Source organism: Pseudomonas sp. NFACC37-1 (assembly GCF_900101575.1).
Classification (GTDB): domain Bacteria; phylum Pseudomonadota; class Gammaproteobacteria; order Pseudomonadales; family Pseudomonadaceae; genus Aquipseudomonas; species Aquipseudomonas fluorescens_AA.
Genome location: NZ_FMUZ01000008.1, coordinates 16545 through 40232, shown reverse-complemented (window position 1 = coordinate 40232; position 23688 = coordinate 16545). Strand labels below are relative to the sequence as shown.

Sequence of the window (23688 nt, the reverse complement as noted above, 5' to 3'; positions counted from 1 at the left end):
TATAAGAGAAGCCCTTGCCATGACCACTGCGCCTTCGAGCACGGCGACGCCCGCACAACCAGCACGTCCACTGACCCGCAACGATTACAAGACTCTGTCGCTTTCAGCTTTGGGCGGTGCGCTGGAGTTCTACGATTTCATCATCTTCGTGTTCTTTGCCACCGTGGTCGGCAAATTGTTCTTCCCTGCCGAAATGCCTGAGTGGCTGCGCCTGATGCAGACCTTCGGCATTTTTGCCGCCGGTTACCTGGCCCGGCCGCTGGGCGGGATCATCATGGCCCACTTCGGCGACCTGCTGGGGCGCAAGAAAATGTTCACCCTGAGCATTTTCATGATGGCTGTGCCGACCCTGATCATGGGCCTGTTGCCCACCTATGCGCAGATCGGCATGTGGGCGCCCATCCTGCTGTTGCTGATGCGGGTGATCCAGGGCGCGGCCATCGGCGGGGAAGTGCCGGGGGCCTGGGTATTCGTTTCTGAACACGTTCCGGCGCGCCACATCGGCTACGCCTGCGGCACGCTGACGTGTGGCCTGACCGCGGGGATTCTGTTGGGTTCGCTGGTCGCCACGGCCATCAACAGCATTTATACGCCGGTGGAAGTGGCGGATTACGCCTGGCGGATCCCGTTCCTGCTGGGCGGTGTGTTCGGTCTGTTTTCGGTGTACCTGCGCCGCTGGCTCCACGAAACCCCAGTGTTCGCCGAGCTGCAACTGCGCAAGGCCCTGGCCGAGGAAATACCGCTGCGGGCCGTGCTGCGCGATCATCGCGGCGCCATCGCGATTTCGATGCTGCTGACCTGGCTGCTGTCGGCCGGCATCATCGTGATCATCCTGATGACCCCGACGGTGTTGCAGACCGTTTACCACTTCAGCCCGACCACCGCGTTGCAGGCCAACAGCCTGGCGATCGTGTTCCTGAGCTTTGGTTGCATCGGCTCCGGCGTGCTGGCCGACCGCTTCGGCGCCGGGCGGGTATTTGTCTTCGGTAGCGCGTTGCTGCTGATCACCTCTTGGACCTTTTATCACAGCCTGTTCGACCACCCCGACTGGCTATTCCCCCTCTATGCGCTGAGCGGCCTGCTGGTGGGCACCATCGGCGCGGTGCCTTACGTCATGGTCAAGGCGTTCCCGGCCGTGGTGCGCTTCAGCGGCCTGTCGTTCTCCTACAACCTGGCCTACGCCATCTTCGGCGGCCTTACCCCGATGATCGTGACCTTGTTGTTGAAAGAGAGCCCGATGGGGCCGGCGTATTACGTGGCGATCATTTGCGGAATAGGGATTGTGGTGGGCGGTTATCTCTGGAAGAAGGGGCGCTAGGTGGCGCTGAACAGGCTTCTGTGGCGAGGGGATCTATCCCCGTTGGGCTGCGAAGCGGCCCTCAAGCCAGCGCTCCTCGGTGTTTCAGACTGATTGCATCCAGCCATTGGGGCTGCCTTGCAGCCCAACGGGGATAAATCCCCTCGCCACAACATCCTGTAAAACTCAATGCTGGCCTTTCATCCAATTGTCATATTTCAGCCATAGAGTGTTCACACGGCTTACCAATACTTGGCCGACTTAACACACCTATCTGCTAGGAGTAAGGCATGAAACTGAAGCGTTTGATGGCGGCAATGACTTTTGTCGCTGCTGGCGTTGCGACTGCCAACGCGGTTGCCGCTGTTGACCCTGCGATCCCGAGCTACACCAAGACCACCGGTGTGTCGGGTAACCTCTCCAGCGTCGGCTCCGATACCCTGGCCAACCTGATGACCTTGTGGGCCGAGAACTACAAGAAAGAATACCCGAACGTAAACATCCAGATTCAGGCCGCCGGTTCCTCCACCGCGCCGCCCGCGCTCACCGAAGGCACCGCCAACCTGGGCCCGATGAGCCGCAAGATGAAGGACAACGAACTGCAGGCCTTCGAACAGAAGTACGGCTACAAGCCAACCGCTATTCCGGTTGCCGTGGATGCCCTGGCCGTATTCGTGCACAAGGACAACCCGATCAAGCACCTGACCATGGCTCAGGTCGACGCCATTTTTTCCTCGACTCGCCTCTGCGGCGCCAAGGCTGACGTCAAGACCTGGGGCGACCTGGGCGTGACCGGCGACCTGGCCAACAAGCCGGTCCAACTGTTCGGTCGTAACTCGGTGTCCGGCACCTACGGCTACTTCAAGGAAGAAGCCTTGTGCAAAGGCGACTACAAGCCAAACGTCAACGAACAGCCGGGTTCGGCTTCGGTTGTGCAGTCGATCAGCAGCTCGCTTAACGGCATCGGCTACTCGGGTATCGGCTACAAGACCGCCAGCGTGAAAACCGTTGCCCTGGCCAAGAAAGAAGGCGGCGAGTTCATTGAAGACACCGAAGAAAACGCCCTGAACGGCAAGTACCCGCTGTCGCGTTTCCTCTACGTCTACGTCAACAAGGCCCCGAACAAGCCTCTGGCCCCGCTGGAAGCCGAGTTTGTGAAGCTGATCCTGTCCAAGCAAGGCCAGGAAGTCGTGGTCAAGGACGGCTACATCCCGGTACCTGCCAAAGTCGCCGCCAAGGCACTGGCTGACCTGGGGCTGCAGGAAGGCGGCAACGTCGCCAAGCAGTAATACCTGAGCCAGGGCCAACGCCCGGGCTCTCTGTGGGAGCGGGCTTGCTCGCGAATGCGGTGGATCAGTCGGCATCCATGTCGAATGTACTGGCCCCTTCATGAGCAAGCCCGCTCCCACGGACACGAATTTTCCGTCCGCTGCCGCTTCTAGCTGGCGGCGGATTTGTTGCGTCACTTCACTGTCATCTTTCTGTCATACAGGATCGCTAGGGTGTGCGCATGAATGATCTGGCCAACTCCACAATGACTACGACTTCCCCTCCCAAGCGCATTGATTTCAATACGCCTGAGTTGCAACGCAAGCGTCGCATCCGCGCGCTCAAGGATCGCCTGACCCGCTGGTATGTGCTGGTCGGCGGCCTCGCCGTCCTGGCGGCCATTACGCTGATTTTCTTCTTCCTGGCCTATGTGGTGCTGCCCCTGTTCCAGGGCGCGGACCTGACCGCCAAGGACTCGATTACTCCGGCCTGGATGCAAGACGCCGGCAAACCGCTGATGATCTCTATCGAAGAACAGAACCAGGTCGCCATGCGGGTTTCCGACAAGGGCCAGGCGCTGTTTTTCGACGTCGGCAGTGGCGCCGAACTGCGCCGTGTCGACCTGCCGATCCCGGCCGGCGCCAGCGTGACCGCCATTGGCGAGGACCAGCCCGGCAGCCCATTGGTGGCGATCGGTCTGTCCAACGGCCAGGCCTTGGTGTTCCGTCACACTTATAAGGTCACCTACCCGGACGGCAAGAAAACCATCTCGCCTGCCGTCGAATACCCTTACGGCGAAACGCCGATCGCCTTGAACGAACAGGGCGCGGCCCTGGAGCATGTCAGCCTCAACGCCACGGATTCGACCCTGCTGTTGGCCGGTTCCAGCGGCGCCCAGCTGCAAGTGCTGTCGCTCACCAGCGAAGAAAACATGATGACCGGTGAAGTCACCAGCGAGCAGACGCGTATCGACCTGCCGCAGATGACCGAGCCGGTGAAGAACATCTTCGTCGACCCGCGCCAGCAATGGCTGTATGTGGTCAACGGGCGTGCCCAGGCCGATGTGTTCAGCCTGCGGGACAAGAGTCTCAACGGCCGTTACAAATTGCTGGAAGACGGCGAAGCCCAAGTCACCGCCGCCACCCAGCTGGTGGGCGGGATCTCGCTGATCATCGGCGACTCCAAGGGCGGCCTGGCCCAATGGTTCATGGCCCGGGATCCGGACGGCGAACTGCGCTTCAAGCAGATTCGAACCTTCCAGATGGGCAGCGCGCCCATCGTCGAGATCAGCGCCGAAGAACGTCGCAAAGGTTTCGTGGCGCTCGACGCCGCCGGCAAGCTGGGCGTGTTCCACAGCACCGCCCACCGCACCCTGCTGGTGGACCAGGTGGTCGACGGCCAGGGCCTGTTCGGCATGTCGCCACGGGCCAACCGCCTGATCGTCGAACAGGGCGGCAAGCTGCAACCGCTGACGCTGGATAACCCACACCCGGAAGTGTCCTGGAGCGCGTTGTGGAGCAAGGTCTGGTACGAAAACTACGACGAACCTAAATATGTCTGGCAATCGACCGCCGCCAACACCGACTTCGAACCCAAGCTGAGCCTTTCGCCGCTGACCTTCGGTACCCTGAAGGCGGCGTTCTACGCGATGCTGCTGGCCGCGCCGCTGGCGGTTGCCGCAGCGATCTACACCGCCTACTTCATGGCCCCGGGCATGCGCCGCAAGGTCAAGCCGGTGATCGAGTTGATGGAGGCGATGCCGACGGTGATCCTCGGTTTCTTCGCCGGCCTGTTCCTGGCGCCGTACGTCGAAGGGCACCTGCCGGGTATCTTCAGCCTGTTGATGTTGCTGCCGATCGGCATTCTGGTCACCGGTTTCGCCTTCAGCCGCCTGCCGGAATCCATTCGCTTGAGAGTCCCCGAGGGCTGGGAAAGCGCCCTGTTGATCCCGGTGATCCTGTTCGTGGGCTGGCTCTCGCTGTACATGAGCCCGTACATGGAAGCCTGGTTCTTCGGCGGCGACATGCGCATGTGGATCTCCCATGACCTGGGCATCACCTACGACCAGCGCAACGCCCTGGTGGTGGGCCTGGCGATGGGCTTCGCGGTGATCCCGAACATCTATTCCATTGCCGAAGACGCGGTGTTCAGCGTGCCGCGCGGCCTGACCCTGGGCTCCCTGGCCCTCGGCGCTACGCCGTGGCAGACCATGACCCGCGTGGTGATCCTCACCGCCAGCCCGGGCATCTTCTCGGCGCTGATGATCGGCATGGGCCGTGCGGTGGGCGAGACCATGATCGTGCTGATGGCCACCGGTAACACGCCGGTCATGGAAATGAACCTGTTCGAAGGCCTGCGCACCCTGGCGGCCAACGTGGCGGTGGAGATGCCCGAGTCGGAAGTCGGCGGCAGCCACTACCGCGTGCTGTTCCTCTCGGCCCTGGTGTTGCTGTTGTTCACCTTCGTCATGAACACCCTCGCCGAGCTGATCCGTCAGCGTCTGCGCAAGAAATATTCGTCGCTTTAAGAAAGGTAGAAGTCTGTGAAACAGAACTCCCTGAAAGGATGGTTCAAGAGCGGCGCCCCCGGCGTCTGGATCAGCGGTGGCGCGGTGTCCATCGCGGTCATCATGACCATTGGCCTGCTGGCGGTGATCGCTGTGCGCGGCCTGGGCCACTTCTGGCCGGCGGACCTGATCCACGCCAACTACAACGTGCCGGGCATGCCTGCGCACCTGGTGGTCGGCGAAGTCGTACAGAAAGAAGAAGTGCCTCGCGAGCGCCTGAAAAGCGCCGGCTTGCCGGTGCCGGACGAAGGCCCCGAGTTCATGACCCGCGAACTGATCAAGGTCGGCAACCGAGACCTGAACGGTACTGACTTCACCTGGATCGTCGGCGATTGGCTGACCAACCAGACCACGCCGCCGGAACTGATGGCCATCGAGCGTCGTGAGTGGGGCAACTTCTACGGTTACCTGGTCAACGTCAAGGAAGGCGGCAAGGTCATCGCCGAGGGCGAAGCGGCCTGGCCGCAACTGCAGGCTCGCGTACAGCGGGTCAATCAGTTGGCCGCAGAACTCAAGACCCTGGAAAAAGTCGACATCGGCGCTATCAACGCCGGTCTGGAGCGTATCCGCCTGCACGGTCGCAAGCTGGAGCTGGACGGCAAGCTCGATGCTTCGGCCCAGGCCGATCTGGAAAGCGAACGCGCCGAACTCAACGCCCGCTACAAGGACATCGAAGCGCGCCTGGCCGACCTGCATGCGCAGTTCAACCGCGACAGCCTGACGGCCCGCGATGCCAACGGCAAGGAAGTGGAGATCGAAATCGGCAAAGTGGTGCACGCCTACCAGCCAAACGGCATGGGCACGTTCACCAAGCTGGGTTTCTACTTCAGCAAGGTCTGGGAGTTCCTCAGCGACGACCCCCGTGAAGCCAACACCGAAGGCGGCATCTTCCCGGCGATTTTCGGCACCGTGATGATGACCCTGATCATGGCAATGATCGTGACGCCGTTCGGCGTGCTGGCGGCGGTCTACCTGCGTGAATACGCCCGCCAGGGCCCGATGACCCGTCTGATTCGCATCGCGGTGAACAACCTCGCGGGCGTTCCAGCCATTGTTTACGGCGTGTTCGGCCTGGGCTTCTTCGTCTACGTGCTGGGTGGTTCGGTCGACCGCTTGTTCTTCCCCGAGGCCTTGCCGGCGCCGACCTTCGGCACCCCGGGCCTGCTCTGGGCGTCGCTGACCCTGGCGCTGCTGGCGGTGCCGGTGGTGATCGTGGCCACCGAAGAAGGCCTGGCGCGGATCCCGCGTACCGTGCGCGAAGGCTCCCTGGCCCTCGGCGCGACCAAGGCCGAGACCCTGTGGAAAATCGTCCTGCCCATGGCCAGCCCGGCGATGATGACCGGGATGATCCTCGCCGTGGCCCGTGCCGCGGGTGAAGTGGCGCCGTTGATGCTGGTGGGCGTGGTGAAACTGGCCCCGTCGCTGCCGCTGGACGGCAACTACCCGTACCTGCACCTGGACCAGAAGATCATGCACCTGGGCTTCCATATCTATGACGTCGGTTTCCAGAGCCCGAACGTCGAAGCGGCGCGACCGCTGGTCTATGCCACGGCGCTGTTGCTGGTGCTGGTGATCGCCACGCTCAACCTGTCGGCGGTGTGGATCCGTAACCACCTGCGCGAGAAGTACAAAGCGTTGGATAGCTAAAAGTCATTAGCCACAAGCGGCAAGCGACCCGCCGCTTTTGCTCAAACTTGCAGCTTGCAGCTAGAAGCTTGCAGCTACGAACGGAGTGAGACCATGCAACACGAAGCACACACACACGGCATCAACATGTCGGCCCTGGGCCGCGACAAGCAGAGCCTGGATCTGGCGCAAGAAACCGTCGCCATCGAAGTACCTGGCCTGAACCTGTTCTACGGCGAGAAGCAGGCGCTCTATGACGTCAGCCTGAACATCCCGAAACAGCGCGTCACCGCGTTCATCGGTCCGTCGGGCTGCGGCAAGTCAACCTTGCTGCGCACCTTCAACCGCATGAACGACCTGGTGGACGGCTGCCGCGTCGAAGGTGAAATCAATCTCTACGGCAACAACATCTACCGCAAGGGCGAAGATGTGGCCGAGCTGCGTCGTCGCGTCGGCATGGTGTTCCAGAAGCCGAACCCGTTCCCGAAAACCATCTACGAGAACGTGGTCTACGGCTTGCGCATCCAGGGCATCAACAAGAAGCGCATCCTCGACGAAGCCGTGGAATGGGCCCTCAAGGGCGCCGCGCTGTGGGACGAGGTCAAGGACCGTCTGCATGAATCGGCCCTCGGTCTGTCCGGCGGCCAGCAGCAACGTCTGGTGATCGCCCGCACCATCGCCGTGGAACCGGAAGTGCTGCTGCTCGACGAACCCTGCTCGGCCCTCGACCCGATCTCGACGCTGAAAGTCGAAGAGCTGATCTACGAGCTCAAGTCCAAGTTCACCATCGTCATCGTGACCCACAACATGCAACAGGCGGCGCGGGTTTCCGACTACACCGCGTTCATGTACATGGGCAAACTGGTGGAATTCGGCGATACCGATACGTTGTTCACCAATCCGGCGAAGAAACAGACCGAAGACTACATCACCGGTCGCTACGGCTAGTCGAGGCAGCTGCATAGCCGCACTGCGCTATCAGGATCAACATTTAACTGCTTGAAGCTTGCAGCTTGAAGCTTGCAACTTTCGCGGAGCGAACAAGATGATTTCGAAGGAAGGCCTTACTCACCACATTTCCGCCCAGTTCAACGCCGAGCTGGAGGAAGTGCGCAGTCACTTGCTGGCCATGGGCGGGCTGGTGGAAAAGCAGGTCAACGACGCGGTGACCGCACTGATCGAGGCCGACTCCGGCCTGGCCCAGCAGGTGCGTGAAATCGATGACCAGATCAACCAGATGGAGCGCAACATCGACGAGGAGTGCCTGCGTATCCTGGCCCGTCGTCAGCCGGCTGCCTCCGACCTGCGCCTGATCATCAGCATCTCCAAGTCGGTGATCGACCTTGAGCGGATCGGCGACGAAGCCACCAAGATCGCCCGTCGTGCCATTCAGTTGTGCGAAGAAGGCGAGGCGCCGCGCGGCTACGTCGAGGTTCGCCACATCGGCGACCAGGTGCGCAACATGGTCCGTGACGCACTGGATGCCTTCGCCCGTTTCGACGCCGACCTCGCGTTATCGGTGGCCCAGTACGACAAGATCATCGACCGCGAATACAAGACCGCCCTGCGCGAGCTGGCCACCTACATGATGGAAGACCCGCGCTCCATTTCCCGGGTGTTGAGCATTATCTGGGTGCTGCGTTCTCTCGAGCGTATCGGCGATCATGCGCGCAACATCTCGGAACTTGTCATCTACCTGGTGCGCGGTACCGATGTGCGCCACATGGGGCTCAAGCGGATGAAGGAAGAAGTTGAGGGCACCCCGTCCGAAACCGCTAATGTTCCAGGCAAAACTGACGATAAGTAAGATTGCCAAGAAAAGCGCCCGGCCTTCTGGTCGGGCTTTTTTTTTGGCTTTTTTTAATCCAAAGCAGCACCCCGCGAACGAAAAGTCCCGGCGTGACTGACGGTTTTTTTGGCAATATGCCATCAGTAAAGCGGTATGCTTGCCGGGATTTTTTAGAGGTGTATCTGGATGAGTAAGGTCAGTGTGTTGGTCGTGGACGATGCTTCGTTCATTCGTGACCTGGTGAAGAAGTGCCTGCGCAACTACTTCCCGGGCGTGCGTATCGAAGACGCGGTGAACGGCAAGAAAGCCCAGGCCCTGCTGGCGCGCGAGGCATTCGACCTGGTGCTGTGCGATTGGGAAATGCCGGAGATGTCCGGTCTCGAACTGCTGACCTGGTGCCGCCAGCAGGACACCCTCAAGGGCATGCCCTTCGTGATGGTCACCAGCCGCGGCGACAAGGAAAACGTGGTCCAGGCGATCCAGGCCGGCGTTTCCGGCTACGTCAGCAAGCCGTTCACCAACGAACAGTTGCTGACCAAGGTCAAGCAGGCCCTGCACAAGGTCGGCAAGCTCGACACGCTGATGAACAGTGCTCCGACCAAGATGAACTCGGCGTTCGGTAATGATTCCCTCAGCGCCCTGACGGGCAATAAGGCGCCGGTTGCGGCTGTTGCTTCGGCACCGGCGGCGAATCCGTTTGCCAAGCCGGCGGCCGCTCCCGCTCCCGCAGTCGCTGCTGCCCCGGCCCGTGGACTGCTCAATAGCCCGCCGGTCAAGGCGCCGGTAGCCGCCGCTTCGACAACCAACCGTGGCCAAGGCCAGTTGCGCTTGTCCAGCGGCACCCAGCAATGCGTGATCAAGGCCTTGAGCCTCAAGGAAGCGCTGCTGGTGGTCAAGCGTACCGACACCCTGCCACAAGTGCTCGAAAGCGCAGTGCTGGACATGGAGCAGGGCGACAACGCCGAAACGGCCCGTCTCAACGGCTACCTGCACGCCATCGTCGCCCATGAGCAGACCCCCGACAGCGAATGGCTGCAGCTGACGTTCCGCTTCGTCGACAAAGACCCGCAGAAACTCGACTACATCTCCCGCCTGATCGCCCGCGGTACGGCGCAGAAACACTTCGTGCCGGGCGCCTGATCCGGCCATGCAGATCGTTCCCATGCTCTGCGTGGGAATGCCTCTACGGACGCTCTGCGTTCGGCGCTTGAGGGGACGCGGAGCGTCCCTGGCTGCATTCCCACGCAGAGCGTAGGAACGATCACCAACACCGATCGCTGATCCAATTTTGAAACATCCGTCGACTACGCTGGTCCATCCCAGCTGCTAGGCTGCTGTGCAGGCCTTCATTTTCGACAGAACCTTTGCCCATGTTCGTGCCCCTGCTGTTTGCCTGTGGTCTTGTCCTGGCCTCCACCTCGGCCGTGGCCATGACGATCTACAAATCCACTGATGCCAATGGTGTGGTGTCCTATAGCGACCGCCCCAGCAAGGGCGCCCAGGTGTTCGTGTTCCGCGACCGCATGGTCGAGCGCCTGGAGCGGCAGGTGTTTCTGGATATCAAGAAACAGAACGGCGCGGACGCGGTATTCGTGCGCAACGATCTGTACGCGCCGGTGGAGATCGAATTGAGTTTCGCCGGGCTGCGTAACGTCAGCGGGGCGCCGAGCCGGCCGATTCGGCGGGTGCTGCCGGCGCGCAGCAACCTGCGCCTGGCGCTGCTCACGGCCACCCGGCCCGGCAGGCCGCTGGTGTACACCCCAAGGTTCGAATATTCCCTGGGCGACCCAGCAGGCGCCGCCGAGGCCTATCGGTACCCGCTGCCTTGGCGCGGAGGGCCGTTCCGGCTGAGCCAAGGGGCCAACGGCCAATACAGCCATTACGGCCCGAAGAATCGCTACGCCATGGACATCGCCATGCCCGTTGGCACGCCGATCATCGCCGCGCGGGGTGGCGTGGTCATCAAGACCGAAAACGAGCAGACCGGCCGCGGGGACGACCCCGCGGGCAACTTCGTGCGGGTGCTGCACGATGACGGCACCATGGGTGTCTACCTGCACCTGCAGAAGGGCTCGGTGAGCGTACGGGAAGGGCAGCGGGTCGGGGTGGGCACGCCGCTGGCGTTGTCGGGCAATACCGGCAACAGCTCAGGCCCGCACCTGCATTTCGTGGTGCAGCGCAATACCGGGTTGGGACTGGTGTCGATTCCCTACCAGTTCAATCAGCCGGTGGGCGACCTGCCCAACTTTGCGTTGGGCAAGCAGTAGCCTCTGCACAAGCCAAGGCGCTTTTGTGGCGAGGGGATTTATCCCCGCTGGGTCGCGAAGCGACCCCAACACTGCCGGCTCAATTCACCAGGCAAACTGGAATTTCAGGTTTTAGGGCTGCTTCGCAGCCCAGCGGGGATAAATCCCCTCGCCACAGGAGGGTAGTCGCCGGAAAGCGGTCGACACTCAATCGAGCATCAACACCTTCGCCAGGATGATCTTCGGCCCTTTCATTTTCTTGATGATGATCCGCAGGCCTTCGACTTCCAGCACTTCTTCCTCTTCCGGCACGCGCTTGAGGGTTTCATAGACCAGGCCGGCCAGGGTTTCCGCTTCGATGTGGTCCAGGTCGATCCCCAGCAGGCGCTCGACCTTGAACAGCGGCGTATCACCCCGTACCAGCAGCTTGCCCGGCTGGTAGGCCAGGATGCCGCGTTCGGCCTTGCGGTGTTCGTCCTGGATGTCGCCCACCAGCACTTCCAACACGTCTTCCATGGTCAGGTAGCCGATGATGTTGCCGTCGGCTTCCTCGACCAGGGCGAAGTGCGAGCCGCCCTTGCGGAACTGCTCCAGTAACTGCGACAGCGGCATGTGCCGCGACACCCGCTCCAGCGGCCGGGTCAGTTCGGCCAGGTTGAACGACTCGGGAATGTGATCCAGGGCCGCCAGTTCCAGCAGCAGGTCCTTGATGTGCAGCAGGCCGACGAACTCCTGGCGCTCGCTGTCGTACACAGGATAACGGCTGAACTTGTGGCGACGGAACATCGCCAGGATTTCCTTGAGCGGCGCGTTGAACTCCAGCGTCACCAGGTCTTCCCGGGAGTTGGCCCAGTCCACCACTTCCAGCTCGCCCATCTCCACGGCCGAGGCCAGCACGCGCATGCCCTGGTCGCTCGGGTCCTGGCCGCGGCTGGAGTGCAGGATCAGTTTCAGTTCTTCGCGGCTGTAATGGTGTTCATGGTGCGGGCCGGGCTCACCCTGGCCGGCGATGCGCAAGATGGCGTTGGCGCTGGCGTTGAGCAGGTAGATTGCCGGGTACATGGCCCAGTAGAACAGGTACAGCGGCACGGCGGTCCACAGCGACAGCAGCTCGGGTTTGCGGATGGCCCAGGATTTGGGCGCCAGTTCACCGACCACGATGTGCAGGTACGAAATGATGAAGAATGCGGTGAAGAACGACACGCCCTTGATCACTTCTGGCGACTGTACGCCGACCGCGCCCAGCAACGGCTCGAGGATATGGGCGAACGCCGGCTCGCCGACCCAGCCCAGTCCCAGGGACGCCAGGGTGATACCCAGTTGGCATGCCGACAGGTAAGCGTCGAGCTGGCTGTGGACGGTGCGCAGGATGTGCCCGCGCCAGCCGTTCTGCTCGGCAATGGCTTCGACCCGGGTCGAGCGCAGCTTGACCATGGCGAATTCGGCCGCAACGAAAAAGCCGTTGAGCAAAACCAGGATCAGAGCGAAAAGAATCATGCCGAATTCGGCGAAGAGTGTGACGAGGGACAAGCCAGGGGAAGGGTCCATGATGGGGTTTTGCGGGTTCCGAATAGTCGTAGGAATTGGAAATGGGCGCCTGAAAAGGCAGGCGCAAGCCAGTCAATGTAGCGGCTGACTCGGCGATTGCCTAGGGGGCGTGCTCAATCAGCGGGGCGGGCGAGGCGTGCGCGAACCACCTGGGCCGGGGCGAAATGGCAGGTAAAGGTGCTGCCATGGCCGGGTACGCTGCTGATTTCCATGCGGGCGCGATGGCGCAGCAGGACGTGTTTGACGATGGCCAGGCCCAGCCCGGTGCCCCCCGTGTTGGAGTTGCGGCTGGAGTCGACGCGGTAGAAGCGTTCGGTCAGGCGCGGCAAGTGCTTGCTGTCGATACCGATGCCCGAATCGCGCACGCTCAGGTGCGCGCCTTGCTCATCGCCCCACCAGCGCACATGGATCCGACCTTGCTCCGGTGTGTACTTGACCGCGTTGAACACCAGGTTGGAAAACGCACTGCGCAGTTCCGCCTCGCTGCCTTTGAGCTGAACGGCCGGGTCGGCTTCCAGGGTAATGGTCTGCTGCTTGGAGCCGGACAGTTCCTGCGCATCTTCGGCAATGGTTTGCAGCAGGTCGTCGATGGGCACTGGCTGGTTGTCCGACGGGTAATCGGTGGCTTCCAGCTTCGCCAGCAGCAACAAGTCGTTGAGCAGGGTCTGCATGCGCCCGCTTTGTTGGTGCATCTGCTGCAAGGCCCGGGTCCAGCGCGGGTTCACCTCCTCGACGTTGTCGAGCAGGGTTTCCAGGTAACCGCAGATCACCGTCAATGGCGTGCGCAGTTCATGGGAAACGTTGGCGATGAAATCCTTGCGCATCTGTTCCAGCTGATGGATCCGCGTGACATCGCGCACCAGCATCAGGTGCTCGTTGTTGCCGTAGCGGGTGATGTACAACTGGATGCGCAACCGATCGTTGGTGGGCGAAGGGATTTCCAGCGGCTCGGCGTAGTTGGCTTGCTCGAAATATTCCTTGAAGCGCGGATGACGCACCAGGTTGGTCACCGGCTGGCCGCTGTCCTGGGGTGTCTTGAGGCCCAACAGGGTCTCGGCAGCGCGGTTCCACCACTCCAGGTTGCCGTCGCTGTCGAGCATGATCACCGCGTCTTTCAGCGCGGCGGTGGACTCCTGGACCCGGTCGATCACCGCCTGCAGGCGTCCGCGAACGCGCTGGTCGCGCCGTTGCAGGTGGTAGATGCTGTCGAACACCTCACCCCACAGGCCATAGCCGTCGGGCGGGGCTTCGTCGGGTTGGTGCAGGCGCAGCCATTCATGCAGCCGCAGCAATTGCTTGAGGGTCCAGGCCAGGTAAAGCCCCAGCCCGGCGGCCAGGCTCCAGCCGTAAAAACCGCTGATCAGGCCGATCAGCAAACAACCGGTCACCAGCAACAACATGTGGCGAATCAGGGTGCCATGCCAGTTTTGATTCACGGGGCTTCCTTTGGAAGCAGCTAAAAGCTGCAAGCTTCAAGCTGCAAGTTTGAAGCGGGTCGGTAGTGGCTTTTGCTTGCAGCTTGTAGCTTGAAACTCGCAGCTGCTTTTCTCATGCCTTGGTCGAAAAACGATAACCGGTGCCGCGCACGGTTTGTACCAGATTTTCATAAGCATCGCCGAGGGCCTTGCGCAGGCGCCGGATGTGCACGTCCACGGTGCGTTCCTCGACGTAGACGTTGCCGCCCCAGACCTGGTCCAACAATTGGCCGCGGGTGTAGGCACGTTCCTGGTGAGTCATGAAGAATTGCAGCAGGCGGTATTCGGTCGGGCCCATCTCGGCGGGTTTGCCGTCGATGGTCACGCGGTGGCTGATCGGGTCGAGCAGCAGGCCACCGACTTCAATCGGCGCTTCGCCATCGGTCGGCCCGGCGCGGCGCAGCACGGCTTTCAGGCGCGCCACCAGTTCCCGTGGGGAGAACGGCTTGGTGATGTAGTCGTCGGCACCGACTTCCAGGCCCTGGATCTTGTTGTCCTCTTCGCCCTTGGCGGTGAGCATGATGATCGGGATATCACCGGTCAGCTCGTCGCGCTTGAGGCGTCGCGCCAGTTCGATACCTGACGTGCCGGGAAGCATCCAGTCCAGCAGGATCAGGTCGGGCTTGCGGTCGACGATGATGGCATGGGCCTGTTGAGAGTTTTCTGCTTCCATGCAGTCATAGCCGGCCATCTCCAACGCAACGGCGATCATCTCGCGGATGGGTGCCTCGTCGTCGACGATCAGAATGTTCCTGCCAACCATGGGGTAATCCTCTTGTCATTTAACTGTCTTGCGCCGCATTAGATAACGGAATTATTGCAGTCGTGTGACAGTTATTTCATGACCCGGCAGCGAGGGGGATCCTGGGCTACGCTTTTCAGTCCGAATCCTGACAACCACAAAAGAAGGTTTCCATGACTTACTTCACCCAATCCATCAAGGCACTGGCGGTCACAGCTGCACTGGCGCTGCCGACCTGGGCGTTCGCGGCTGAGCCGGCGATGGTCTCAGACAAGGGGGTGCTGACTGACCACAAGGAGATGACGCTGTATACGTTTGCCAAAGACTCGGGCGGCAAGTCGATGTGCAACGACAAATGCGCCGCCAACTGGCCACCGCTCATGGCCGAAGAAAGCGACAAGCCCATGGGTAAATGGACCGTGATTACCCGCGACGACGGCAAGAAGCAGTGGGCCTACAATGGCAAGCCGCTGTACACCTTTGTCATGGACAAAAAGGCCGGGGACATGACCGGTGACGGCAAAATGGACGGCGCCTGGAAGGTCGCCAAGCCCGACTGATAGTTTTTCGCCAAAGTAGCGGCAGATCATTGTGGCGAGGGGATTTATCCCCGTTGGGGCGCGAAGCGGCCCCAGATCTGTCGCCTTGGTGTATCAGGCCAAACTCATTGGCTGTATGGGGGTTGCTGCGCAACCCAGCGGGGATAAATCCCCTCGCCACAAGGTAACGGTGGGCTTCAGCGCAGCGCGTAATCCAGCACGATCCCCACGAAAATCGCCAACCCGGCCCAATGGTTGTGCAGGAACGCCTGGAAGCAACGCATCCGGTCCCGGCCACGGGTGTACCAGAATTCCCAGGCAAAGCACGCGGCAGCGGCCACCAGCCCCAGGTGGAACCAGCCACCCAGCTGGAATTTCGACCCGGCCAGCAGCAGGCAGCCCAAGGCCAGGCCTTGCAGCGTCAGGATGATCACCCGGTCGGCGTCGCCAAACAGGATCGCCGTGGATTTCACGCCGATGCGCAAGTCATCGTCCCGGTCGGTCATCGCGTAATAGGTGTCGTAGCCCACCGTCCACAGCAGGTTGGCGATGTACAGCAACCACGCGGCCGCCGGCAGATGCCCGGTTTCGGCAGTGAACGCCATCGGCATGCCCCATGAGAACGCCGCGCCCAGCACCACTTGCGGGTAGTAGGTATAGCGCTTCATGAACGGGTAGCTGAACGCCAGCGCCAGACCCCCGAGGGACAACAGGATGGTCGGTGCATTGGTGCACAGCACCAGCAGGAAGCTCACGCTCATCAGCACGGCGAAGAACACCAGCGCTTCTTTCGAACTGATCTTGCCGCTCACCAGCGGGCGCTGCTCGGTGCGTTTGACGTGGCCGTCGACCTTGCGGTCGGCCCAGTCATTGATCACACAGCCGCCGGCGCGGGTCAGCACCACGCCGAGGACGAAAATCACCACGTTGGCGATGGACGGCGAGCCTTCACCGGCAATCCACAACGCCCACAGTGTCGGCCACAGCAGCAGGTAGATGCCGATGGGCTTGTCCATACGGGTCAGTTGCACGAAGTCCCACGCCCGTGGATTCAGGCGATTCAAGGATTTGAGCAGTTGCACGTACATCAGAAATTCTCCGAATAGGCGCGGGCGACAGTCCACAAGCGTGGCAGGAAGATTTCCGCCACCAGCACGCTCAACGCACCGCGATCGAAACGTGAACGGCGACCCCACAACCCGCTGGCGCGGACGTCTTGTGGCAACCCGGCCTCGGGGTAATGGCAAACCTCGATGGCCCGGCGCTGGAACGCCTGGTCGCAAAACAGCAATTCGCCCAGGGAGCGGCTGCCCAGTTCGTCCATCTGCAACCCGTCACCCTGCAAGGCACTGCGCGCCGCCACACTGCGGGCGAACACCCAAGGCTGGTCGCGGCCGCGCAGATACACTTCGCGTACCCAGCCCTCGCTACCCTCGGCCAGGTCCAGGGCGGCACATTCGTCGGCGCGCAACGGCTGCCAGCCTTCGAACAATGGCGTCACGCTGAAATGGCCGTCCGACAGGCGCGTGAGGCGCCGGGTCAGGGAGCCTTCGTCGAACAGCCAATCGAGTACACCCGCATCGGGGCGGGGCGACAGCAGGTGCTGGGGCAGCCATTGGAGTGTAGGAAATATCGAATTTGTATGCGGCACAGAGGTCTTGAATGGCAGCAAATGAGGCCGCGAGCTTACCATGTCGGTCGCGGGTTTTGACGGGCCCGGCCGGCTGCACAGCTGATCATGCTTGCATCTGTCGCAACCGATCAGTACAAAACGGCCCTGAGCCGGAAAATACCGGCCAAGGCCTGACATCTTGAGGAAGTATTGGAATGAAGAAGTGGCAATGTATTGTCTGCGGCCTGATCTACAACGAAGCTGACGGCTGGCCTGACGATGGCATCGCCCCCGGCACCCGCTGGGAGGATGTACCGGCAGACTGGCTGTGCCCGGACTGCGGCGTCGGCAAAATGGATTTCGAAATGATCGAAATCAACTGATCGTTTCATCAAATGGAGAGCAATATGAGCGCACCTGTCGTCATCGTCGGTACAGGCCTGGCCGGTTATAACCTGGCCCGGGAGTTTCGCAAGCTCGACAGTGAAACCCCGTTGCTGCTGATCACTGCGGACGACGGTCGCTCGTATTCCAAGCCGATGCTCTCCACCGGCTTTGGCAAGAACAAAGACGCCGACGGCCTGAGCATGGCCGAGCCGGGGGCCATGGCCGAGCAACTCAAGGCCGAAGTGCGCACCCATACCCGCATCAGCGGCATCGATCCGGGCCACAAACGGTTGTGGATCGGCGAAGAGGCGGTGAACTACCGCGACCTGGTCCTGGCCTGGGGCGCCGAAACCGTGCGCGTGCCGGTACAGGGCGATGGGGCGGACTTGATCTTTCCCATCAACGACCTGGAAGACTACGCACGTTTCAGGGCCGCGGCGACCGGCAAGCGTCGGGTGTTGTTGCTCGGTGCCGGCCTGATTGGCTGCGAGTTCGCCAACGACCTGAGCCTGGGTGGCTACGAAGTACAACTGGTGGCGCCGTGCGAGCAAGTCATGCCGACGCTGCTGCACCCGGCCGCCGCGGCAGCGGTCCAGGCCGGGCTGGAAAGCCTCGGTGCGCGCTTCCACTTGGGCCCTGTGCTCAACCGCTTGCAGAAGGTCGCCGACGGGCTGGAGGCACACCTGTCCGACGGCCAGGTGATCGCCTGCGACCTGGTGGTCTCGGCCATCGGCCTGCGCCCCCGTATCGACCAGGCAGCCGCGGCCGGCCTGGTGGTCAACCGCGGCGTTGTGGTCGACCGTCACCTGAAAACCTCTCACGCCAATATCTACGCCCTGGGCGACTGCGCCGAGGTCGACGGCTTGAACCTGCTGTATGTCATGCCGCTGATGAGCTGCGCCCGGGCCCTGGCCCAGACCCTGGCCGGCAACCCGACTGCCGTCAGCTACGGCCCCATGCCGATTACCGTAAAAACCCCGGTGTGCCCCTTGGTGGTGTCGCCGCCACCGCGAGGCAGCGAGGGCGTGTGGAGCGTCGAAGGGCAGGGGGCGGACATCAAGGCGCTTTGCCGCGACGCTCAAGGCAACCTGTTGGGTTATGCCCTGACAGGCACGGCGGTGATGGAGAAGCTGGCGCTGAACAAGGAGCTTCCAGCCCTGCTGGCGTAAATACTGGTCGTTCTGTCGCAAAAACCCTACTTTTGGTCCCACAAAGGTCGCCCGGACACTGGCGCCGTTTTCGGCACCGTGCCATCCTCACTTCCGTCTGCCGCAGAGTAGAGCCTGCGGCGCCTTAGGGGCTGTTCCAAAGAGAGCAGCACGGACATAACAACAAAAAAACCGTCAAAGGGGCTTCATTCATGCGTAAACCAGAACTCGCCGCCGCTATCGCGGAAAAAGCAGACCTCACCAAAGAACAAGCCAACCGCGTCCTCAACGCCGTCCTGGAAGAAATCACCGGCGCCCTGCACCGCAAGGACAGCGTTACCCTGGTGGGCTTCGGCACTTTCCTGCAACGCCACCGTGGCGCCCGCACTGGCAAGAACCCACAGACCGGTGAGCCGGTGAAGATCAAGGCCAGCAACACTGTTGCCTTCAAACCAGGCAAGTCCTTGAAAGAAAGCGTCAACCCATAATTGCTACGAGTACCTCGGCCGGGGGAAAGAAAGCGGCAATCAAAAGGGCATATCGATGAGTTGGTATGCCCTTTTTTGTGTTGGTGCGTTGTGTAGGAGCTGCCGAAGGCTGCGATCTTTCGCTTGAGACTCAAGTATCAGGAAAAAGATCGCAGCCTCGCTTCGCTCGGCAGCTCCTACACGCGATGACGTCCGCCTGGTCAGCGGAAGTTTTCGGCTGCGCCAAGGCCTTCAAAGCCGCCTTGCGCGCTTCGATCGGCAATTCGCCCAGCTTCTCCACCGCCGCATAAAATGCAACCCAATCACCGCCCTCGCGCCTGAACAGCGCCGCAAATGCCGGCACCCACTGGTCGTACAGCCCGAACGGCAATAGTCGCGCATTGTTCAGTGGCGCGTAGACCCAGGCGTCGTAGCGTTTGTCGCCTGCCCACTGGGTGTCGCGCATTTGCACATAGTCGGCACGCAGGCGCTCGAATTCCGCCGCTTTGCGGTGGCGCATCTGTTCGGCTGTCAGGGGCTGGGCGTAGAGGGTTTCCAGGCGCTGGCGGGTGTCGAGGATCAGTTGGATGAACTGGTCGCGCTGGCGCACCTGCTTGCCGTTATCCGGCGCCAACCCACGACTGGCACGCCATTGCCGGGTGCCTTCCTGTTCAACGAAGGTGGCGAAGGACTCATTGAATTCGGTGTCGTCCTTTACATAAAACCGCTGGTGCGCCAGTTCATGAAAGATCAGCGTCGCCAGGCGTTCGTCGCCCCAGTGCATCATCGAGCTCAGGATCGGATCGTTGAACCAGCCCAGCGTCGAATAGGCCTCTACACCGCCAATCGCCACGTCCATGCCCTGCAAGCGCTGCAACGCGGCCTCGCCACGGGCGGCGCCCTGGCTGTAATAACCGCGATAAGCCACGCAACCGGCAATGGGGAAACAATGATTCTGCGGCGCCAGGGAAAATTCTGGCGTGGCAAAGACATTCCAGACGACGAATGGCCGGCCTATATCCGCATACAGGCGATAGCTTCGATTGTCCGGTAAATGCAGGTGATCGCTGGCAAACGCCCGTGCCTCGCGCGCTTGGGCCAGGTGTGCCTTGAGCTGGGGATCGCGAGCAGGGTCGGCGATGACTTGGTCGATAGGCTCTCGGGCCTGCAACAACCGCAGCTGCCCTCCGACTAGCTGGCTGTAGTAACCGACGCTACTGCAACCGTTCAGTAACAAAAGCAGGAGGCCTGGAAACAAAATCTGGAAAACACGGTCGAGTAACCGACGGCTTGAACGCGGCCTGATCAATTGGAATCACCCTGGGAAGTCTGCCCACAAGACTATCTCGCTTGCCTGGAGCTTCGCTATGCGCGTGTTGATGCTGACGAGTGGCCTGTTGCTGCTGACCGGTTGTGCCGGCTTGCCTGACCCGGATCCATCCCAAGCGTGGATCGACCTGGGAAACCAGCAGGACACCGCGCTACAAGCGCTGGAAGTCGATGACAAGATGTCCATTGACCGGCGTTATTTCGAAGTGCAACCCGGCAGCCATGAGCTGACGGTGCGTTATCAATTTGCCGTCGAGCCCGGCAACATCGGCCCGGATGCCGAGCCGCTGTGGCGCGATTGCCGGTTGAACCTGAAATTCAAGGACTTCAACGCCGGCCAGCGTTACCAGCTACAGGCCGGTAGCATAGGTTTCCGACCTTGGGCCAAGCTGTACGATCAGCAGCGCAAAGTGGTGGGGCAAGGTACGCCGGCGGGCTGCCAACAAACGTGATTGGCGCTATGCTCAGTGTCCGGTTTTAAGGAAACTCACGATGCGCTTATCCCTGCTGTTACTGGCCCTGGTCTCCATGAGCGGTTGTGCAACGAGCCCGCTGCCCCAGGTCGACCCGAACATGGCGTGGGTTGATTTCGCGACCCCTATGCCGGGCGGCAAAATGCTGATGGCTGAAAGCCTGGACGGCCAGCGATTGCGAGACGGACGGATCTTTCAGGTTTCGCCGGGCAGCCACGAATTGAAAGTGCGCTTCGACTTCGAAGTGTTCAGTGGCGGTGGCCTGGGCATGCAAGCCGAACCGCAAGAACGGCTGTGCTACATGCTCGTGCGTTACGACCATTTCGAGGCCGGCCAACGCTATCGGCTGGAGGCTCGCAACCTGGCATTCACACCCAGCGCCCGGCTCTATGACGCCAAGCGTCAAATCGTGGCCGAAGAGCGACAAGTCAACTGCGTTCCATAGGACGCCCTAGCGGTCGTTCTTCTGGTAAATGATTTTCTTCGTGCCGTTTTCGCAAGTGCCCACCACCATGTTCTGGTCGTGGACTTCATCATTCGTGACGATTTCCAGCGTGTAGGACGACACGCTATTGGCCTGGATCTTCGCTTCGATTTCCGCTTTCAGCTCTTCACAGGATTTGGGTGCGGCAAGGGCTGATGCAGCGAATGCGCAGCCGATGACCACCAGGGCTGATCGTTTCATGTTCGAATTCCTCATGGCAGCGCGCACTGCCTGTGCGCTGAAACTGCGGGCTTCATTCGACCATAATTGCGCCGGGGTAAACAGCTCGACCGCATTCAATAAAATCGCAGCCTTCGCCAGCGTTGGTAAAGGCTGCGATCCTTTCATGCGTCAGCTCACCAGCGTTGCATCCAGGGTGATCTGAGCGTTCAGCACCTTGGAAACCGGACACCCTTCCTTGGCCTTCTTGCTCAGCTCATCGAATTGCGCCTGGCTGGCACCGGGGATTTTCGCCTTGAGCACCAGCTTGACCGCCGTGATCGCAAAACCGCCCTCGACCTGGTCCAGGGTCACTTCGGCGTTGGTGTCGATGCTGTCGGCCTTGAGCCCGGCATCTCCAAGGATCATCGAAAAGGCCATGGAAAAGCAGCCGGCATGGGCCGCGCCGATCAACTCCTCGGGGTTGGTACCCTTGCCGCCTTCGAATCGTGCCTTGAAGCCATAGGGCGCTTCGCGCAACACACCGGTTTCCGTGGAGATGGAGCCGATACCGGTTTTCAGGTCACCTTCCCAATGAGCCGATGCTTTCTTGATGATAGCCATGTCTGCCTCCTGAAGATTCGGCGCGAAAGCCGCGCCTGTGTGTTTTTTAGCTGTCTGGGTTGTGAGGATAGACCGCCTGTAAAAGTTCACCCTGTCGATTAGCCGACGAATTTAGTAGGAAATTTCGTCGCTGCTATTGAAACTCGGGTATATGCCCACATTGCATGGAACACACCTATAGAAACGGCAGGCTTTTGCCCGTAGGAAAAGCCCGGAACGCCGTTGGAGATCCCGGCCCATGAAACAGCTGTCCGACGTGAAATTCTCAACCCTCGACTTGGTGCCCGTGCGTGCCGATGGCAATGCCGCCCAGTCCTTGCGCAACTCGCTGGACCTGGCGCAGCACGTGGAAAAATACGGCTACACCCGCTTCTGGGTAGCCGAGCACCACAACATGGACGGTATCGCCAGTTCGGCGACGGCGGTGCTGCTGGGTTATCTGGCGGGGGGCACTTCGACCATCCGCGTCGGCTCCGGCGGCGTCATGCTGCCCAATCATGCGCCGTTGATCATTGCCGAACAGTTCGGCACGCTGGAAAGCCTCTACCCGGGTCGAATCGATTTGGGCCTGGGACGTGCGCCAGGCTCCGACCAGATGACCGCGCGGGCGTTGCGTCGCGAGCGTTCCGGCAGTGCGGACGATTTCCCCGAGGACGTGGCCGAACTGATGCGCTATCTCGGCCCGCGTACCCCGGATCAACGCATCATCGCCATGCCAGGCACCGGGACCAACGTGCCGGTATGGCTGCTGGGTTCGAGCCTGTTCAGTGCGCAATTGGCCGGTGAGCGCGGTTTGCCCTACGCATTCGCCTCCCATTTCGCACCACGCTTCATGCACGAGGCGATTCGCATCTACCGTAACCACTTCAAACCGTCGGCGGTGCTCGACAAGCCTTATGTGATGCTCGGTGTGCCGCTGGTCGCGGCGGATACCGATGAACAGGCCGATTACCTGGCGACATCGGTGTACCAGCGAATCCTGGCGCTGATGCGGGGCCAGAGCCTGGTGCAGCGTCCGCCGGTGGAAACCATGAACGGTCTGTGGTTGCCCCATGAGAAAGAGGCGGTTGGCGATTTCCTGGGCCTGGCCATGGTCGGCGGCCCGCAGAAGATTCGCGCCAAGCTGCAAGTATTGATCGAGCAAACCCAGGCCGATGAGCTGATTTTCACCAGTGACCTGTACGAACACGCCGATCGTTTACACTCCTACGAGTTGCTGGCGCAGGTCATGAAAGGCTGAATGACGCCCATGAAAAAGCCGACGCAATGCGTCGGCTTTGATGTTCGAAAGAATCACTTTTTATAGATGATTTCTTTCGTACCGCCCTCACAGGTGCCGACGACTTTTCCGCCAGTCGCTGCGCCTTTATCGACGATTTCCAGCGAATAACCTGACACGCCCTTGGCGTCCAGCTTCGCTGCGATTTCGCTTTTCAGCTCTTCGCAGGGCATACCGGCCGCAAACGCACCACCGGCAAGGCTCAGCAAACCCAGGGCCACCATCAACTTTTTCATCGCTCGCACTCCTTGGTCGGATCAAATAGGGCAGGTATTGGAAAAAACGTAACGCGCAGACCATAGCGCATCGCCACTCCCTATGGCACTCCGCCAGCGTGCAAGTTCAAAAGAACCTCAGCTATTGGCTATCCGGAACCCGACTTTGATGGTCACCTGAAAGTGCGCGGCCCGGCCATTCTCGATGTGGCCGCGGGTTTCCGTGACTTCGAACCATTCCAGATGCTTGAGGCTTTTGCTGGCCTCGGCCAAGGCGTTGTTGATGGCGTCTTCAATGCTGGTGGGAGACGAGCCGACCAGCTCGACTTTTTTGTAAGTGTGATGATCACTCATGGGGATTCTCCTTGGTTGTGTTTAACAGCCTAGCAGCGATTTTTCGCCTTACGTGTGTCG

At 61.1% G+C, this 23688-nt stretch carries 25 protein-coding genes; 15 read left to right on the top strand and 10 right to left on the bottom strand.

Annotated elements, in window-relative coordinates:
• Positions 1 to 19: 19 nt before the first annotated feature.
• From BLP82_RS11750 to BLP82_RS11715, 8 genes are all read left to right on the top strand, one after another.
• Positions 20 to 1318: an MFS transporter gene (locus tag BLP82_RS11750; RefSeq protein ID WP_092167676.1), complete on the top strand. Its 1299-nt coding sequence runs from the start codon at positions 20 to 22 to the stop codon at positions 1316 to 1318.
• A gap of 269 nt (positions 1319 to 1587) precedes the next feature.
• Complete coding sequence (locus BLP82_RS11745; RefSeq protein ID WP_053127032.1) at positions 1588 to 2586, top strand: phosphate ABC transporter substrate-binding protein PstS; 999 nt, start codon at positions 1588 to 1590, stop codon at positions 2584 to 2586.
• A 473-nt stretch (positions 2587 to 3059) separates the two neighbouring features.
• Positions 3060 to 5093 (top strand): ABC transporter permease subunit, encoded by a 2034-nt coding sequence (locus BLP82_RS11740; RefSeq protein ID WP_170842300.1) that lies wholly within the window; start codon positions 3060 to 3062, stop codon positions 5091 to 5093.
• A 15-nt stretch (positions 5094 to 5108) separates the two neighbouring features.
• Complete coding sequence (gene pstA, locus BLP82_RS11735) at positions 5109 to 6779, top strand: phosphate ABC transporter permease PstA (RefSeq protein ID WP_060739810.1); 1671 nt, start codon at positions 5109 to 5111, stop codon at positions 6777 to 6779.
• Positions 6780 to 6872: 93 nt separating this feature from the next.
• Positions 6873 to 7706 (top strand): phosphate ABC transporter ATP-binding protein PstB, encoded by an 834-nt coding sequence (pstB, locus tag BLP82_RS11730; protein ID WP_072411200.1) that lies wholly within the window; start codon positions 6873 to 6875, stop codon positions 7704 to 7706.
• Between the two features lie 97 nt (positions 7707 to 7803).
• Positions 7804 to 8565: a phosphate signaling complex protein PhoU gene (phoU, locus tag BLP82_RS11725; RefSeq protein ID WP_092167670.1), complete on the top strand. Its 762-nt coding sequence runs from the start codon at positions 7804 to 7806 to the stop codon at positions 8563 to 8565.
• 168 nt (positions 8566 to 8733) lie between these two features.
• On the top strand, positions 8734 to 9687 hold the full coding sequence (locus tag BLP82_RS11720; protein ID WP_092167668.1) for a response regulator: 954 nt from the start codon (positions 8734 to 8736) through the stop codon (positions 9685 to 9687).
• Between the two features lie 230 nt (positions 9688 to 9917).
• Positions 9918 to 10814 (top strand): peptidoglycan DD-metalloendopeptidase family protein, encoded by an 897-nt coding sequence (locus BLP82_RS11715; protein ID WP_092167665.1) that lies wholly within the window; start codon positions 9918 to 9920, stop codon positions 10812 to 10814.
• Positions 10815 to 11000: 186 nt separating this feature from the next.
• Here the strand turns inward: BLP82_RS11715 and BLP82_RS11710 are convergent, their stop codons facing one another.
• The 3 genes from BLP82_RS11710 to phoB all read right to left on the bottom strand — a co-directional run bounded on the left by BLP82_RS11710 (position 11001) and on the right by phoB (position 14579).
• Entirely contained in the window at positions 11001 to 12341 is a 1341-nt protein-coding gene (locus BLP82_RS11710; RefSeq protein WP_014335895.1) for a hemolysin family protein, read from the bottom strand.
• Between the two features lie 113 nt (positions 12342 to 12454).
• Positions 12455 to 13741, bottom strand: a complete 1287-nt coding sequence (gene phoR / locus BLP82_RS11705) for a phosphate regulon sensor histidine kinase PhoR (RefSeq protein ID WP_256574209.1) — start codon at positions 13739 to 13741, stop codon at positions 12455 to 12457.
• A 148-nt stretch (positions 13742 to 13889) separates the two neighbouring features.
• Complete coding sequence (gene phoB / locus BLP82_RS11700; protein WP_092167659.1) at positions 13890 to 14579, bottom strand: phosphate regulon transcriptional regulator PhoB; 690 nt, start codon at positions 14577 to 14579, stop codon at positions 13890 to 13892.
• Between the two features lie 152 nt (positions 14580 to 14731).
• On the opposite strand from phoB, the gene BLP82_RS11695 reads away from it, so the two are divergent.
• Positions 14732 to 15118 carry a COG4315 family predicted lipoprotein gene (locus BLP82_RS11695; RefSeq protein ID WP_092167657.1) on the top strand — a complete coding sequence of 129 codons (387 nt, stop codon included), beginning with the start codon at positions 14732 to 14734 and terminating at the stop codon, positions 15116 to 15118.
• Between the two features lie 176 nt (positions 15119 to 15294).
• Here BLP82_RS11695 and ubiA read toward each other — a convergent pair whose 3' ends face one another.
• Both ubiA and BLP82_RS11685 read right to left on the bottom strand, forming a co-directional pair.
• Positions 15295 to 16185, bottom strand: coding sequence for a 4-hydroxybenzoate octaprenyltransferase (gene ubiA, locus BLP82_RS11690; protein WP_014335898.1), 891 nt, complete (start codon positions 16183 to 16185; stop codon positions 15295 to 15297).
• Positions 16185 to 16748 (bottom strand): chorismate--pyruvate lyase family protein, encoded by a 564-nt coding sequence (locus BLP82_RS11685; protein WP_092167989.1) that lies wholly within the window; start codon positions 16746 to 16748, stop codon positions 16185 to 16187. Before BLP82_RS11685 ends, ubiA begins: the two co-directional genes overlap by 1 nt.
• Positions 16749 to 16924: 176 nt before the next feature.
• On the opposite strand from BLP82_RS11685, the gene BLP82_RS11680 reads away from it, so the two are divergent.
• From BLP82_RS11680 to BLP82_RS11670, 3 genes are all read left to right on the top strand, one after another.
• The gene (locus BLP82_RS11680) at positions 16925 to 17092 is read left to right on the top strand and encodes a rubredoxin (RefSeq protein ID WP_003177199.1); all 168 of its coding nucleotides are present in this window, start codon (positions 16925 to 16927) and stop codon (positions 17090 to 17092) included.
• Positions 17093 to 17116: 24 nt separating this feature from the next.
• Positions 17117 to 18265: an NAD(P)/FAD-dependent oxidoreductase gene (locus tag BLP82_RS11675; RefSeq protein WP_092167655.1), complete on the top strand. Its 1149-nt coding sequence runs from the start codon at positions 17117 to 17119 to the stop codon at positions 18263 to 18265.
• A 191-nt stretch (positions 18266 to 18456) separates the two neighbouring features.
• On the top strand, positions 18457 to 18732 hold the full coding sequence (locus BLP82_RS11670; RefSeq protein ID WP_060739802.1) for an HU family DNA-binding protein: 276 nt from the start codon (positions 18457 to 18459) through the stop codon (positions 18730 to 18732).
• Positions 18733 to 18862: 130 nt separating this feature from the next.
• Here BLP82_RS11670 and BLP82_RS11665 read toward each other — a convergent pair whose 3' ends face one another.
• Positions 18863 to 20020, bottom strand: a complete 1158-nt coding sequence (locus tag BLP82_RS11665; RefSeq protein WP_256576586.1) for an aminopeptidase — start codon at positions 20018 to 20020, stop codon at positions 18863 to 18865.
• A gap of 58 nt (positions 20021 to 20078) precedes the next feature.
• On the opposite strand from BLP82_RS11665, the gene BLP82_RS11660 reads away from it, so the two are divergent.
• Together BLP82_RS11660 and BLP82_RS11655 are read left to right on the top strand one after the other, a co-directional pair.
• Complete coding sequence (locus tag BLP82_RS11660; RefSeq protein WP_060739800.1) at positions 20079 to 20492, top strand: PA0061/PA0062 family lipoprotein; 414 nt, start codon at positions 20079 to 20081, stop codon at positions 20490 to 20492.
• 40 nt (positions 20493 to 20532) lie between these two features.
• Positions 20533 to 20958, top strand: coding sequence for a PA0061/PA0062 family lipoprotein (locus BLP82_RS11655; RefSeq protein ID WP_060739799.1), 426 nt, complete (start codon positions 20533 to 20535; stop codon positions 20956 to 20958).
• Between the two features lie 6 nt (positions 20959 to 20964).
• On the opposite strand, the gene BLP82_RS11650 is transcribed toward BLP82_RS11655, so the two are convergent.
• Positions 20965 to 21198 (bottom strand): DUF1161 domain-containing protein, encoded by a 234-nt coding sequence (locus BLP82_RS11650; RefSeq protein ID WP_092167653.1) that lies wholly within the window; start codon positions 21196 to 21198, stop codon positions 20965 to 20967.
• A gap of 150 nt (positions 21199 to 21348) precedes the next feature.
• Positions 21349 to 21780: an OsmC family protein gene (locus BLP82_RS11645; protein ID WP_072411216.1), complete on the bottom strand. Its 432-nt coding sequence runs from the start codon at positions 21778 to 21780 to the stop codon at positions 21349 to 21351.
• A gap of 238 nt (positions 21781 to 22018) precedes the next feature.
• Between BLP82_RS11645 and BLP82_RS11640 the strand changes: the two genes are divergently transcribed.
• Positions 22019 to 23020 carry an LLM class flavin-dependent oxidoreductase gene (locus tag BLP82_RS11640; RefSeq protein ID WP_092167650.1) on the top strand — a complete coding sequence of 334 codons (1002 nt, stop codon included), beginning with the start codon at positions 22019 to 22021 and terminating at the stop codon, positions 23018 to 23020.
• 53 nt (positions 23021 to 23073) lie between these two features.
• Here BLP82_RS11640 and BLP82_RS11635 read toward each other — a convergent pair whose 3' ends face one another.
• Positions 23074 to 23295 carry a DUF1161 domain-containing protein gene (locus tag BLP82_RS11635; RefSeq protein ID WP_072411220.1) on the bottom strand — a complete coding sequence of 74 codons (222 nt, stop codon included), beginning with the start codon at positions 23293 to 23295 and terminating at the stop codon, positions 23074 to 23076.
• A gap of 117 nt (positions 23296 to 23412) precedes the next feature.
• Complete coding sequence (locus BLP82_RS11630) at positions 23413 to 23628, bottom strand: dodecin (protein ID WP_003177209.1); 216 nt, start codon at positions 23626 to 23628, stop codon at positions 23413 to 23415.
• Positions 23629 to 23688 lie beyond the last annotated feature (60 nt).